Origin of the sequence: Anaerorhabdus sp. (assembly GCF_036637135.1) — a bacterium.
Classification (GTDB): Bacteria; Bacillota_I; Bacilli_A; order Erysipelotrichales; family Erysipelotrichaceae; genus Anaerorhabdus.
In genome coordinates, this window is sequence record NZ_JAVWNC010000008.1 from 1 (window position 1) to 15,664 (window position 15,664).

At 33.0% G+C, this 15,664-nt stretch carries 14 protein-coding genes; 3 read left to right on the forward strand and 11 right to left on the reverse strand.

The genetic code is table 11. The annotated features are described in order from the left end of the window. Positions 1-123 precede the first annotated feature (123 nt). Positions 124-858 (reverse strand): phosphatase, encoded by a 735-nt coding sequence (locus RR643_RS02450; RefSeq protein ID WP_332482215.1) that lies wholly within the window; start codon positions 856-858, stop codon positions 124-126. A 104-nt stretch (positions 859-962) separates the two neighbouring features. On the opposite strand from RR643_RS02450, the gene RR643_RS02455 reads away from it, so the two are divergent. Beyond that, positions 963-2,192, forward strand: a complete 1,230-nt coding sequence (locus tag RR643_RS02455) for a lipid II:glycine glycyltransferase FemX (protein ID WP_332482216.1) — start codon at positions 963-965, stop codon at positions 2,190-2,192. Positions 2,193-2,502: 310 nt separating this feature from the next. Then, entirely contained in the window at positions 2,503-3,741 is a 1,239-nt protein-coding gene (locus tag RR643_RS02460) for a lipid II:glycine glycyltransferase FemX (RefSeq protein WP_332482217.1), read from the forward strand. 42 nt (positions 3,742-3,783) lie between these two features. On the opposite strand, the gene ftsZ is transcribed toward RR643_RS02460, so the two are convergent. Together ftsZ and RR643_RS02470 are read right to left on the reverse strand one after the other, a co-directional pair. Then, entirely contained in the window at positions 3,784-4,842 is a 1,059-nt protein-coding gene (ftsZ, locus tag RR643_RS02465; RefSeq protein ID WP_332469218.1) for a cell division protein FtsZ, read from the reverse strand. Positions 4,843-4,854: 12 nt separating this feature from the next. Beyond that, entirely contained in the window at positions 4,855-6,111 is a 1,257-nt protein-coding gene (locus RR643_RS02470) for a cell division protein FtsA (RefSeq protein ID WP_332482218.1), read from the reverse strand. Between the two features lie 185 nt (positions 6,112-6,296). On the opposite strand from RR643_RS02470, the gene rpmB reads away from it, so the two are divergent. Beyond that, positions 6,297-6,491: a 50S ribosomal protein L28 gene (gene rpmB / locus RR643_RS02475; RefSeq protein ID WP_078711928.1), complete on the forward strand. Its 195-nt coding sequence runs from the start codon at positions 6,297-6,299 to the stop codon at positions 6,489-6,491. 34 nt (positions 6,492-6,525) lie between these two features. On the opposite strand, the gene RR643_RS02480 is transcribed toward rpmB, so the two are convergent. The 8 genes from RR643_RS02480 to priA are packed head-to-tail and all read right to left on the reverse strand — an operon-like array spanning position 6,526 to position 15,542. Continuing rightward, the gene (locus RR643_RS02480) at positions 6,526-7,134 is read right to left on the reverse strand and encodes a thiamine diphosphokinase (RefSeq protein WP_332469220.1); all 609 of its coding nucleotides are present in this window, start codon (positions 7,132-7,134) and stop codon (positions 6,526-6,528) included. After that, positions 7,128-7,772 carry a ribulose-phosphate 3-epimerase gene (gene rpe / locus RR643_RS02485; RefSeq protein WP_332482219.1) on the reverse strand — a complete coding sequence of 215 codons (645 nt, stop codon included), beginning with the start codon at positions 7,770-7,772 and terminating at the stop codon, positions 7,128-7,130. Before rpe ends, RR643_RS02480 begins: the two co-directional genes overlap by 7 nt. An 11-nt stretch (positions 7,773-7,783) precedes the next feature. Continuing rightward, complete coding sequence (gene rsgA / locus RR643_RS02490) at positions 7,784-8,632, reverse strand: ribosome small subunit-dependent GTPase A (protein ID WP_332482220.1); 849 nt, start codon at positions 8,630-8,632, stop codon at positions 7,784-7,786. Positions 8,633-8,641: 9 nt separating this feature from the next. After that, positions 8,642-10,330, reverse strand: coding sequence for a Stk1 family PASTA domain-containing Ser/Thr kinase (pknB, locus tag RR643_RS02495; protein WP_332469223.1), 1,689 nt, complete (start codon positions 10,328-10,330; stop codon positions 8,642-8,644). Next, positions 10,327-11,076 (reverse strand): Stp1/IreP family PP2C-type Ser/Thr phosphatase, encoded by a 750-nt coding sequence (locus RR643_RS02500; RefSeq protein WP_332469224.1) that lies wholly within the window; start codon positions 11,074-11,076, stop codon positions 10,327-10,329. The genes pknB and RR643_RS02500 overlap by 4 nt, the downstream gene beginning before the upstream one ends. Positions 11,077-11,083: 7 nt before the next feature. Beyond that, the gene (gene rlmN / locus RR643_RS02505) at positions 11,084-12,118 is read right to left on the reverse strand and encodes a 23S rRNA (adenine(2503)-C(2))-methyltransferase RlmN (RefSeq protein ID WP_332469225.1); all 1,035 of its coding nucleotides are present in this window, start codon (positions 12,116-12,118) and stop codon (positions 11,084-11,086) included. A gap of 30 nt (positions 12,119-12,148) precedes the next feature. Then, positions 12,149-13,363 carry a 16S rRNA (cytosine(967)-C(5))-methyltransferase RsmB gene (gene rsmB, locus RR643_RS02510; protein ID WP_332472465.1) on the reverse strand — a complete coding sequence of 405 codons (1,215 nt, stop codon included), beginning with the start codon at positions 13,361-13,363 and terminating at the stop codon, positions 12,149-12,151. Between the two features lie 10 nt (positions 13,364-13,373). Continuing rightward, positions 13,374-15,542: a replication restart helicase PriA gene (gene priA / locus RR643_RS02515; protein ID WP_332482221.1), complete on the reverse strand. Its 2,169-nt coding sequence runs from the start codon at positions 15,540-15,542 to the stop codon at positions 13,374-13,376. Positions 15,543-15,664 lie beyond the last annotated feature (122 nt).

A 15,664-nucleotide genomic window follows, 5' to 3' on the forward strand; every position in this document is an offset into this window, starting at 1 on the left:
TCTAAGAATTTAGGTTGACATTACTTTTCTCTTCAATGTCTTTAACAGTACTTTAAACCTTTGAATGTAAGATGTCAATATCTTTTTCTGAAAATTATTTCAAAATTACAATTCTCTATAAACTTACTCCTTACTGGTTGAATCCTTCAATTTGATAAAATTATTTAATTTATCTTCATTGTAGTTAAGAATCAATTCTTTTGGAAAATCTACTTCTTCAATTAATATCGTTGAATAATCATCTCTTCCAACATCAAATGAGATGTGGGCATCACTATTTAAGACAATCATGCATCCCACTTTTTTACACGCTTGCAATATTTTACGACAATTCTCTTGTCCATTAATACGACTTGCATTAGGACGTAGTGATGAATTGTTTAATTCAATCAATGTATTAGTTTCCTTAGCCATTTTCGCAAGTTCTTCATAATCACAAGGATATCTTCCATCATCAGCATGACCAATGATATGTACATATGGATTATGACAAATTGCTTTATATGCACTCATATTATCTTCAAGGGTATGCTTTGAGCTATAACAAGGAGAATGGAAAGATGCGATACAATAATCAAGTTTTTCTAAAATATTTTTCTCTAAATCCACAGTACCTAATTCATCAATGATATTTAATTCACACCCTCTTAAAACTCGAACACCATCGATTTCAGTCGGTATAATTTCCAAGTTTTTAAAATGAAAGAAATGAGTTCCACCAGGAATACCCGGAGCATGATCACTCATGCCATAATATTTTAAGCCCTTGAGTTTGGCAGCTTGTATATTTTCTTGTAGCGTACTATACGCATGTCCACTACTTATTGTATGTGTATGTAAATCCAGTATATTCTTCATTGTATATCTCCATTCATATTGTACTATTATAGAACTTTAAGATTTTAAATACAAGAAACTGAATGTAAAGTTTGTGCTATAATACATTAGAAAGGTTGGTCTATATGTTACTAAATCCTAATTGTAAAATTACTGAATTTAATGAGTTCGTAAAAAATCATACTCATGGACATTATATGAAAACATCGATGTGGGTAAATACGCTTGATGCTAATACAAAACCTTTCTATGTTGGGTTTTATGAAGAAGACAAATTAATAGGAACAGCTCTTGTACTTAAAAAGAAATGGTTGAATAAATCCTATCTTTATATTCCTTGGGGACCATGTATTGATTATCAAAATCAAACACAACTCAAAGAAACATTAAATTTATTAAAAACATTCACAAAGAATGAAAATTGTTTTATGTTACGAATCGATTTCAATGTTATTCGTGTTTCTCGTGATTTAGATGGCAATGAAATTGAAGGTATCAACAACGAACACATTACAGATACAATTATAGACTGTGGTTTCAAACACAAAGGTTATGGCTATGCCTATAACGGCAGTTGGGTGAATCGTTACACGCTTGTAGCGAGTTTAAACAAGACTATTGATGAAATACTTGCATCTTATGCAAAACCACGTCAAACAGCCATTAAACGTCACCAAATTATCGGTGTTCAAACACGTATTGGTACCTTAGATGATTTAGATGCACTCTGTTCGTTTGAAAAAGAGTTAGCTGAACTTCAAGGATTTAAACCACATTCAAAAGAATACTTTAAAAAGATTATTGAATCATTTAAACAAAATGCTCGGTTCTATGTCACAGAAATCGATTTAGCAAGAATGGTTCAAGGATTAGATGAAGAAATTCATTCAAAAAAATACGCAAAAGATAAAGAAGCCTACGCTTCAAAAGAAAAAGAATACAAAGAAGCTCTTCAATTACAAAAAACATATGGAGACCATGTAAAAATTGCAGCTGGTTTATTTCTTTATTATGGTGATACTTCATATGATTTATATACTTACAACAAGAAGGAATTCGGTTTTGTAAAACCAGTAGATAATTTACACTTCTTTGCAATGCAAGATATGAAAAATCTTGGAGTTACCCATTATGACATGTGTGGATTCTCAGGAACAGTAAAAAAAGAAGATCCCTATTACGGACTCTATAGTTATAAAAAATCATTTGGAAGTGAGTTTACCGAATACATAGGTGAATTCGATTATATCCAATCACCAAAAGCATATCAAAACTTCATCAAACAATATCGCTTATACAGTAAAGTAAAAAGAAAAGTTAACGCAATATTAAACCAAAAACAAAAAAGTTCATAATTACTTGAACTTATAAGGAGAAGAATAAGTGAAAAACATCAGAATTATCAGTACAATGATACTCATCATCACCCTCATTATTCTAGGTGTACACAATACAATATTACCTATGAATGTATGGATTCTAAGATTAAATTGCATCATTATGATGGGTTGTATCGTAACCATTTCCTATTGCACAATTAAAAGTTTGAAAAAAAATTAGACAGTTAATCAAATGATTAACTGTTTTTATTATGTTTCAATATAAAAAGACACTTGACTTCTAAGGTCTACATATGTAGACTATAAGTAGAAAGGTTGTGTCTTTATGGAATTTATCACGCATGTAGACCCAGTTATATTCGATAATTTTGTATCTCTTCACCCACATAGTCATTACATGAAACTATCTTCGTGGGCAAATCACAAACGACATACTGAAGGTTTAATACCTCACTACATTGGATTACAAGAACATCATACATTAATTGCCACAAGTTTGCTACTAGAAAAGAAAACAAAAGACATACATTACTTCTATTGCCCTTGGGGATTGTGTACGGATTACAATAGTGAATTAGTAACACGCTACTTTATTCAACAAATTCAAAAATATATAACAAAACAAAATGCTGATTTTCTAAGAATTGATTTCAATGTTGAAAGAAGACATCATGAACTATCCGGTAATGTAATTGATGATGGATTTAACAACGAGTTTGTAACAAAGTTATTAATCGATGAAGGCTTTAAACATAAAGGTTATGGTTATGCTTATAACGGAAGTTGGGTAAATCGTTTTACACTCGTTATCGATATTGATAAACCTCTACCTGAAATTATAAATCATTTTGAAAAGCGTAGAAAATCAAAAATAAATCATATAGGCATTCAAGGATTATCAACACGACTTGGTACTAAAGATGATTTAATTTATATTGCTTTATTTGAAAAACAATTATCTATGCAAAAAGGATTCAAACCTAAACCCCTATCCTACTTTGAAAATCTTGTAGAAGATTTGGAAGAACAAGTTGTATATTACGTTACAGAATTCAACATAAAACAATACATCCAAAACATCGAAGACTTACTTCAAACAAAGAAATACAAACTTGACTTAAAGGCTGCTTCTTACAAAAAAGAAGAAAAGGAACAAGCTCAAGTTTGGTTGAATAAGTATGGTGAAAAAGTAATTGTTGCAGCTGGGTTATTCATGAGATTAAATACGAAGTGTTGGGATTTATATATTTATAACAACAAGAACTTTCCGACAATTCATTCTTCTGATTCATTGCACATGTTTGCGATTAACGATATGAAACAACATGGCGTTAAAGAATACGATATGGTTGGTTTTTCTGGTGAAACCAACAAGTCCGATCCCTATTATGGTTTATATGAATATAAGAGTAGTTTTGGTCCACGTTTTGTTGAATACATTGGAGAATTTGATTTTATATTAAATGAAAAGCATTACCGTTCATATTTCAAAAAGACTAATCTATTGAAACGAATCAAAAAAAAGATTTATTCAATTCTTGTAAAGAAAAAACGAACATACTAACATAAGAAAATGGAGCTGGTTAGCTCCATTTTTACTTTTCTATTAACGTAGTTTGAAGAATCCTGGAATTTGATTATCTTCTTCTTCCACAATTACTTCTTCTTCAAATTCATGAGTATAATTTGATTGAGTTACAGGTTTACCTTGAGTAGGAATCTTTGCTTTAGGTAAATCGAAACCTGTTGCGATTACTGTAACGATAATTGCATCACCAATTTTTTCATTGATAGCAACCCCGAATATAATATCAATATCATTTCCTGCTGCTTCACGAATAAATTCAACTGCTTCACTAGCATCATATACTGAAATTGAAGCGCCACCAGTTACATTAACGATAGCATTTTTAGCGCCAGTAATTTGAGCTTCTAATAATGGAGATTGAATTGCTTTTTGTGCAGCTTCTTGAGCTTTGTTATCACCTTGTGACATACCAATACCAATTAATGCAGATCCTTGACCTTCCATAATTGAACGAACGTCAGCAAAGTCTAAGTTCATTAATGCTGGAACAGCAATTAAGTCAGTAATGGTTTGTACACCTTGACGTAATACGTTATCTGCTTCTTTGAATGCTTCTTCAAATGGAATATGTCCAATAACTTCTAGTACGCGATTATTTGAAACTATAATTAAACTATCAACATATTCTTTTAATTGTTCAAGACCTTCTTCAGCTTGAACCATACGACGTTTTCCTTCAAAACTAAAAGGTTTTGTCACGATACCCACAGTTAAAGCACCCATTTCTTTTGCAACTTTCGCAAATAATGGTGCAGCACCAGTACCAGTTCCTCCACCAAGACCAGCAGTAAGGAAGATCATATCTGCGCCTTCCATAGCTTTCTTGATATCTTCTTGACTTTCTTCTGCCGCTTTACGTCCGTTTAAAGGATTTCCGCCTGCTCCTAAGCCATCTTTACCTAATACTATTTTATTTTCAACTGGTGAAACTTCTAGTACTTGTAAATCAGTATTCGCAATGAAGAATTCAACCCCCTGAACACCTTCTTGCACCATACGGTTAACAGCATTGTTACCAGCCCCACCGATACCAAATACTTTAATTTTCGCTACTTGATTATAAGCTAAATCTGCCATCTCTTATTCCTCTTACTTTCTTGCTTCAAAAAGCATACCTTTCAAACGTTTTGTAATTGATTCTTCTTCTGAATCAGGATTTTGTTCTTTATAGTGAACAGTCTTACTAAATTGCTCCATATCAATACTATTTTCATTTTGTCCATTAATAGGAAGCTGATCTTTATATGCAAAGAATAAACCTAAACATGTCGATAAACCACTGTATCTAACACCTAATGTTTCTGGTGTATAATTCTTTACTTCAACACCTAGTTGTTTCGACAGTAAAGTAGCTAAACCTTGAAGTTCTCCACCTTCTCCAGTAATCATAACAGTCGTCTTATTTGAATTCAAGATAGGAAGACAAATAGATTTCATATCGCTCAACCACTTTTGAACATCTTTTTCAATACAACCACATAATTCTTTCTCAGACATCGTGAATGTTTCACCATGATTTGCCCAAATATAAATAGGCGAATTTGTGTATGATGTCTCATCCAATCGAGCATTATATTTCAATAAACGAGAAATAGTCTCATTGGGTAGGTCAAATTTTTCTTTGATTGAATCAATCCATGTATCTATACCATTCTCAAAGATATCACTATTCATTAGTTTTCCTTTTGATAGTAAACCAAGTGTTGTAGTTTGTCTTTCAAGTTTAATAACAATTACATTTTGATCCATTGTTTGTTCGAATAACGCCGCTTCTTTTGCAAGTGCAAACGTATCCAAATAAATATCCATAACACTTAATCCTGTTTCTTCTACACAGCGTACTAAGTCAAATGCTACATCACGATCAACACATAATAAATCAATATCAATTGTTAAATCCGAACATTTTTCATTTAGCGGCATACGTCTTGTTGAAATACCATTGCATGTGTATTTCACGCAAACTGCTTGTACCATAGCCAAAGAATCATCAATTTTAGTAGCCATTGCCTTTTTTACAGAACGACGAATATCTTGAATAGTCACAACATTCTCAATTGATTCTACTCTTGTATTCACTTTAAGTGGGTAACGATGCATATTAACTGAAGGAATACACAATAAAACACGCTCAATTTTTGCTCCTACTGTACGAGTAGCATTATCAACCGCTTTTTTAATTGACTCTTGAATCGCTTCAGCGTCAGATATTCTGTTATTGCTTATCCCAAATGCTGGTACTCTTTCCACTTTGATAATATTAAAGCGAGTATTAAAAAATTCGCCTAAAATTAATCTAATTTCGTGATCTGCTATTTCTAGGGCAGCAAAGATTTGTTTATCCATGTCCTTAGGAGACCCCCTTTTCAAATTCACAATGTTATAATAACACATATATTCCATTATAAAAAGAGATTACGTAATAAAATGAATAATTTTCATAAGAAAATGTCGTCCAAATACTTGCAAAGAATGAATAGGTATGTTATAGTTTACAAGCGAATTACGAAATTAGAGAGGGGGTCTACGGTATGTCAAGAGTTTGTGCCGTATCCGGTAAAAAAGCATTATCAGGAAATAGACGTTCACATTCATTACGTGCGACTCGTCGTAAATGGAATGTAAATTTACAAAAAGTTAGAGTGATGATTGATGGGAAACCACAAAGAATCCGTATTTCCGCTCGTGCACTTAAAACATTAAAAGCTGAACAAGCAGCAAAATAAAAGAGTCTAACGACTCTTTTTTTTCATGTTTTATTCAATCATTTGTTTGCATACATAATAGTTTACCTGCATGTACACATACCATACCAACTTGATCAACTATCTCATTGGATAATCCAATGAGATTTTTTGTATCCATTTTATAATGATCCAATGGATATTTAACGTCCGTAAGGGTCACTACAGCATCTTCTATTGCAAAGAGCGATAAATACTTGTACCCATTCTTTTCAATTAAATGAGTACCCTCTCTAAGCACTACCATGCAATTTTTATCATCAATTAGTTTCAGATTGATATCTTCATTCATTAACATTCTTTCATTTACATAATGATGATCAAATCGTTTACCTAATCCACCATAGAAGAGTATTTCCTCATACCCTCTTTCTTTGCATTGGTGAATCGCTGCTTGACTATCACTAAAATCTTTCATCGGTTCAAGTTGAATCACTTCATCACTCATTTGATAAACTAACTCTTTTTCCTCAATTTCAATTGAATCAAAATCACCAACCGCAAGAACCATGTGTTTACCTTGATTTGCTAAATGCAATGCACCACGATCAATTCCAATGTAATCACCATATGTTTGAACAAGATCAGTTTTTATATTCGCAACTAAAATCGCTCTTTTTAACATAAACTCTCGACAGCTTTCTCAATATCATTTTTAAATACATAACTACCTGCTACCAACACATCCACACCTGCATCTTTACAAAGGGTTGCAGTTTCTTGGTTGATGCCTCCATCAACTTGGATGAGGGTATTGTAATGATTGTCATCAATCATTGTTCGTAGCGTTTTTATTTTATCTATTGCATTCATCATGAACGATTGACCACCAAAACCAGGTTCAACTGACATAACCAATACCAAATCAAATGCACCTAGAATATCTTTTAATACCGATACATCTGTATTTGGCTTAATACTTATTCCTGCTTTAATACCACGATCATGGATGTGTTTAGCAATCATTAAACATTCTTCATTATCTTTACATGCTTCATAGTGAAAAGTAATCATTTCAGCACCAGCATCAATAAATACATCACTAAAGAATAATGGGTTACTTACCATGATATGCACATCTAAAAATAAATTACTTAAACGTCTAAATGCCTTTAATATATCTGGACCAAATGTTAAATTAGGTACAAAATGACCATCCATAACATCAAAGTGTAACCACTCCGCTTTTGATCGATTTAATTGTTCTGTTTGTTCATTGATTTTACAAAAATCAAGTGATAACACTGATGGTGATATAATCATATTATTTTCTCCTATTTCTTCATTAATGGTAAACATTGCAAATAATCATCATAACGTATTTTAGACAAGCTACCATTTTCAACAGCTTCTTTTACAACACATCCTGGTTCATTGACATGAATACAGTTTCTAAACTTACATTTACCAATATAGGGCCTAAATTCAAACAATGAATTCGCAAGCTCATCTGGAGTAGTATGGGTAAAATCTAGCGATGAGAATCCTGGTGTATCTGCAACCCACCCTCCTGCAACTTCATGCAGTTCTGAATGGCGAGTCGTGTGCTTACCTCTACCTAGCGCTTTTGATGTTTCTTGTGTGCGTAGTTTAAAAGTAGGATCAAGTGTGTTCAACAAAGTTGATTTACCTACTCCGCTTTGCCCTGTTAACACAGTTATTTTATCACATAAAATGGATGCAAGCTCGTTATCTACATTATCTCTACCACATAATAAACAGATATATCCCGACTTACGATAATCATCAATAATTTGATAAAGTTCATCATGTTCATCAACTAAATCCATTTTTGTAATACATAAAATAGGTTGAATATTTGCGATTTGAATCAAGAATGAAATACGATCAACAAGTGTAGTACTAAACTCTGGATCTTTACTAGACATGACAATAATAGCTTGATCAACATTTGCGATTGCAGGGCGCACTAAAGTATTCTTTCGCTCAAGAATTTTTTCGATACCTACTTGATCATCGTAACGTACGATTTCAACAAGATCGCCTACTACTGGTGTAATTTGAAGACGAATCTTTCCCATTGCAACGCACAAAACACGTTCATTATTTTCTGTTAAAACAGTGTATTGATTAGAAATTATTTTTATTATTCTAGCTTTCATTCAATCTCCCTAATAGTAATATAAAAGAATATAGCTTCCTTCTTCTTGTGTAAATGCACTACCTAATGCAGGTGAAGTATCAATCACAACTCCATATGATAAATTCGCTCTTTCTTCATCACTCATCGTACTAGTATCCATTGTACTTAAACGAACATCTGCACCAAGCGCTTCTAACTCAGCTTTCGCATCTTCAATTGGCATTCCTTTTAAGCTATGAGGAATAACAATACTTGGATAACTAGAATACACTAAGCGAATCTCTGTAGCTGATTCTGGATTGAATTCAGTGTTCGCAAGTAATAATTCTTGGCGAATAACCTGTCCAGCTGGTACATCTGCATTTTCTTCTGAAACCGTATAAACTCTCATATTCTTATATTGACTTAATTCAGCTTTCGCATCTTTTTGATTGTAACCAGTATAATCTTTAACACGTACTCCAATACCACTTGAAACCGTTACCTGAACACGTGATCCTTTTTCAACATTAGTACCTACAGCTGGATTCACTTCTACAATTTGTCCTTTAGGTGTATTTTCCGTTAGTTTATAAGTAACATTTGAAGTATCTAACATGAGATTATTCTCTATACAAATATCTTTTGCTTCAGTTATTGTTAGTCCCATTATGTCTGGTATTTCAAATCTTCTTGTAATTGGATCAAGAATTCCTGATAACGAAATCAACATATACCCTACTCCTATTGTTAGAATTAAGATAAGCGTAGTAATAATTTTAGGTAGAATTGATTTTCTTTGTTTAACAGGTGCTTTTTTCTTTCTAGTATCGGATGTCTTCTCATCTTCGAGTTGATTGAACATTACTGTCTTATTGTCATTCGCTTTTGATGTGAAGACTAATTTTTTATCGTTCGCATGAACTGGCAGTAAACATTGATTGATGTCATTTAACATTTCTAAACATGATTGATAGCGATATGACTTATTCTTCACAGTTGATTTTGTAATGATATTTTCAACTGATTGTGGTAATGAAGGGTTAAATTCTCTTACTGACGGAATTTCATTACGCATATGTTTAAGAGCTACTTGTACAGGAGCATCTGCTTGAAATGGTAATTCTCCCGTAAGTAATTCAAAGAAAACAATGCCTAAAGAATAGATATCACTTTGATTTGTTGCTGATTCTCCACGTGCTAATTCTGGTGCCAAATAATGTACTGATCCCATAACAGAATCTGATTGTGTTAATTGTAATGACCCTTGTGCCAAAGCAATACCAAAGTCTAACATTTTAATGGTTCCATCCGCCATAACAATCACGTTTTGTGATTTGATATCACGGTGGATGATTCCTTTGCGGTGAGCTTCGGCCGTAGCACTGATAAGTTGTTTCATAATATCAATGGCTTCTTCTTTGCAAAGTGCACCACGTTGATTAATCAATTGCTTAAGCGTCTTCCCTCTGATGTATTCCATAACAATAAAATGTTTACCATTTTCTTCGCCCACATCATATATATCTACAATATTAGGATGCGTTAATGCAGTTGAGGCACTTGCTTCACGTTGAAAACGCAATAAATTAACGGGGTCACTACTTAGTTCACCACGTAATATTTTAATTGCTACTTCACGATTAAGTATAATATCGACTGCTACATAAACATCAGCCATTCCACCCTGTCCAATGTGTTTGGTCAGTATATATCGATTCGCTATAGTTTCATTCATCGGTTGTCATTTGCCTCCAGTTCTATCAAAATAATTGTTACATTATCATACCCACCTACTTTTAAAGACTTATTTAATAGGTTTCTTACTTTTAAAGTTGTGCTTAATTCTTTACTCATCATTATTTTATAAATGACCTCATGTTCAACATAGCCATATAGACCATCACTACAAATTAAAAATGAGTTTATTTTCTCTGGGTGAGGGTCAATATCAATACGTACATTATCCCAAACACCCAAGGCATTTGTAATGACATTTTTCTTTGGATGAAACTCTGCTTCTTCTTTTGTTATTTCACCTGTTTTTAGTAAATCATTGACCAGAGTATGGTCTTTTGTGACTGGAACAAATCGTCCATCAGGATAGGCACAATAAACTCTACTGTCTCCAATATTGACGACATAACGTCCAATCTTACAAATTAATACCCCAACAAATGTTGTACCCATTCCTTTGTATACATTGGAAGTAGTTGATTTAGTAAAAATAATGTCATTGGCTTTTAATAAATGATATCGAATCCAACGAATTACATCTTCTTCATCTCGAAATCCTTTGTTTTCACTAAACATTTCTGAGAAGTAATCAATTGCAATCTTCGAAGCCACATCACCCGCACGGCCTCCACCAATACCATCGCAGACAATAGCAAAAACATCGCCTACCTCATTGGAGGCGATGACATAATTATCTTGATTTGTTTTTCTTACGAGTCCTTTATCTGTCACTCCATAATAACGCATCGAGAAATTATCCCCTTTCGTGTTTTGCTCTTAACTGTCCACATGCTGCATCAATATCATCACCATGTTTAGCACGTAAAGTTGCTTTGACTTTGTTCTTCATTAATGCATCATAGAAACGCAAAGCCGATTTTGAGTCACAAGTTTTATATCCATGTTCATCAACTTGATTATAAGGAATTAAGTTGACATAGGCATTACATCCACGAATTAAATTTGCTAAATCTCTTGCATCTTGATCACTGTCATTTACACCCTTTAATAATACATATTCAAAAGTTAATCGACGGTTATTCTCTTCACTATATTTTCTAAGTGCTCCCATTAATTGATTCAATGGATAAGCACGGTTAATTGGCATAAGTTGATTTCGTAATTCATCCGTTGGTGCATGCAAGGATATCGCAAGATTATATTGCACATGTTCTTTAGAGAATTTTTCAATCATTGGTACAATACCACAAGTACTAATTGTAATGTGTCTTGCCCCTAATGCTAATCCTTTATCATGATTGATTGTTCTACAAAAATTCATGACGTTATCATAATTATCAAAAGGCTCTCCTGTTCCCATGATCACCAAGTTTGATATTCTCTTTTCTTCTACATCCAACTCTTTTTGAACATACATAATTTGTGCAACAATTTCACCACTAGTTAAATCGCGTTGCTTCTTAAGTAAACCAGAAGCACAGAACTTACAGCCCATGTTGCAGCCTACTTGCGATGTAACACAAATACTCTCACCAAACTCATAATGCATTAATACTGTTTCAATTAAAGAACCATCTTGAAGTTTAAATAAATATTTTGCGGTTAAATCTTTCGCAACTTGTTTATCAACTAATTCAAGTGGATTAATACAATATTCAGCTGAAAGCTTTTCAATTGCTTCTTTACTCATATCCGTCATTTCATTAAAACTTGAAACACGTTTACGGTAAAGCCATTGAAAGCATTGATCAGCTCTAAATTTTTTCCATCCCCAGCCTAGAAATAGTGTCTCTAGCTCGGTATAACTATAATCATAAATTGTCTTCATTTTTTCACCACTGTACTATTCTACCACAAATTAACCTTTTTTTAACACCTTAGCCATATAGAAACCATCTTTTGTTGCATCCGTAGGAAAAATAGTTTTTTCACAAATTAATTCATATTCCTCATGATTTTTTAAGAATTTTTCTATTTGTTTCTCATTTTCTTTTTTATTGAGTGTACATGTACTATAAACTAAAACCCCTTGTTTCTTCAAGAGTGATTGTACAGAATCTAGGATATTGGCCTGAAGTTGTACAATTTCATCTATATTTTCAGGTTTTATTTTACTTTTAATCTCTGGTTTTCGACGAAGTACACCCAATCCAGAACAAGGAGCATCTACTAAAATCGCATCAAAAGATGCTTCTTCAAATCGTTGACTTAGGTTTAAAGCATCATCTTGAATGACCACAGTATTCGTGAATCCTAGTTTACTCATCGTATCTTCTACAAGTTTTGCTCGATGTTCATGTAACTCATTCGCAATGATTTCTCCTGTGTTGTTCATCATCATTGCGATTTGTGACGTCTTGGTACCTGGCGCACTACAACAATCCAATACACGCATTCCCTCTTTGACATCCATCATCTTTACTACTTGTTGACTGGATTCATCTTGGATTACAATTTTCCCTTCTTTAAATAGATCACTTTGCACAAGATTAAAATCAGCTACAAAGGCCAACTCATCTAGAAAGTGAACTCCTTCCATTTGTTCTACTTCTTCTTTATTACATTTATAAGTATTGAGTCTACCTACCACTTGCGCATCTAAATTATTACCCTGTGCTATCTTTTCCATTTGTTCTTGACCATAATGGGATTTCCATAAGTTAAGTAACCATTCTGGATGACTTGTCGCGACACCAATATCAGAAGATTCAAGTTTTCCTCGAACTTCTACTTTACGTAAAATTGCATTCACAAATCCTTTACTTGATTTAGCTGCACAATCTACTGCTTCATTAAGTATGGCATACGTGGGTACTTTATCCATAAAAAATAATTGATAGACACTCATATCTAAAAGAATCGCAATCTTTCGATCACATGGTGTACTTATTAAATCAACCCATTGATAACGACATAAACGATAATTACGCAATGTACCATATACAATTTGTGTTACAAATCCTTTATCTTTATCACTAATATTCTCTAAGGCTTTACGCATCATCAAATTAGCGTATTGTCCCTCTAGTATGATTTTACACAAACAATCATACGCAACTGATCTTGCATTCATTTGATTTCTCCTAATCTAATATCATTGGATTCACATCCACCTTAATTGTTGGACATCCCCCAATTGCACATTTCTCTCTTACAACACTACGCACACAATCTTTCATTTTTTCTAAATCTTTACCTTTAATTAATATACGATAACGATAGGTATCTTTAATTCTCAATAGTGTAGATGGACCCAATATTTTAAAATCACCTTTTAACTCATTATGAATCTCTTTGACTATTTTCTTAGCTTTGTCTTGATTCATATCTTGTACAAGAATTGATATCATATAGTTATAAGGTGGATATCCACCTGCATGTCTAAATTTCATTTCACAATTAAAGAATGAAACATAATCTTGTCTTAGTGCTGTTTGTATTGCATAATGCTCTTCATCAAAAACTTGAAGTACAACCTCACCTGCTAATTCACTACGGCCACTTCTTCCTGATGCTTGTACAATTAAATCAAACGTTGATTCAACACTACGATAATCACTACGATTTAATCCAGCATCGGCATTGAGCACACCAACAAGTGTAACTCGTGGATAATCCAATCCTTTCGCAATCATTTGGGTACCTACTAAAATATCAGCTTTGCCATCTTCGAACATTTGAAGCAAACGTTCATGACTATTCTTTTTAGATGTTGTATCCGCATCCATGCGCAAGATACGACTCTCTTTAAAACGTTGTTGAAGTTCCTCTTCTAATCGTTGGGTACCAAACCCAAATGTTGAAAATCCAGCTTTTGATTTACAAGTAGGACATTCATGAATATTTCGTATTACTTCACCACATGTATGACATTTTAGTGTTTTATCACTTGCATGATATGACATGGCCAACTCGCAATGAGGACACATTATTACTTCTTGACAACGATTGCAACGAAGCGTTGTACTATATCCCCTACGATTGAGTAATAAGATAACTTGTTCATGACGTTTTAATCTTTCTTCAATCTTTTCAACTAAAGTATTACTTAAAATATATGACTCTCCTTTTTTAATTGTGTTCTTTAAATTTACACAATGAATGGTGGGTAGAGTTTCATTTATACGTTGATTCATTTCCACAAGTTCATATACATTTCGAATCGCACGAGCATATGATTCTAGTGATGGTGTAGCACTTCCTAATATCACTTTACAACCAAATGTTGAAGCACGATGTATCGCTATATCGCGACAATGGTATTGAGGTGTATTATCTTGTTTATAAGAATGATCGTGTTCTTCATCGAGAATGATTAATCCTAAATCATAAAACGGCATAAAGACAGATGAACGTGTTCCAACTACAACATTGACAACTCCTTCTTTAACCAACTTAAACTGTTCATATTTTTCTTGAGGATTTAATCCTGAATGATAAATCGCTACATGACTTCCAAAACGACTTTTAACACGTGATACCATTTGGGGTGTTAAACTAATTTCTGGCACCAAAAATAAAACTTGTTTACCTTTTTCAACAACTTCTTCAGCAAGTTGAAGATATACTTCTGTCTTACCACTACCCGTTAATCCATGTAATAAAATTACACTTTTATCTGTTTCTTGAATTTGCTTCATCGCTTTTTCTTGGCATTCACTCAAATTCAATCGTTCTGATGTAACTATTTCATCATCAAATATAGCACTAACCTCTTTTTCAATGACTTCTAAAACACCTTTATCAATACAGTTTTTCGCATGAACACCATACTTAACTCTTAAATCAGTATATTTCAACTCGCCTTTCGTACATACATACTCATAAACTTCTGCTTGTTTTGGTGTTAACGATGCTTCAAAATCATTTGCATGTACCCACTTTTCCATTTTAATTTTATGATTACTACTTGTAGGTTTTACTTTGGATGGAAGCATTGTTTTAAAACAGCTAATTGTTGGAGATACAGTATCATATGCCATCCATTTTGCAAGATTAATTAATTCAGGTGTCAAATATGACTCTTCATCTAACACACTTAAAATAGGTTTGCATTCAAACCCCTTTTCTTCATTGATTTCCTCTAAAGAATTATATTTAGTAACAGATTCAACGAATCCGATGATTTCACGATGATTAAAATTAATAAGTACTCGAACTCCAGGGACAATAGAATCATTCTCTGTGACATAAGAATACGTTTTATCCAGTTGTAAAACCGGATGTTCAATCCAACATTCAATAAGATTCATAAGTGCCCTCCTGTTTCATCATTTTATCATAGTGCACCTCATTTGATAAGAAAAGACTTGAATAGAAGTATCTTATGTCATTATTTATACATAAAGAAAATTAAAAATAAGTAACATCTTTT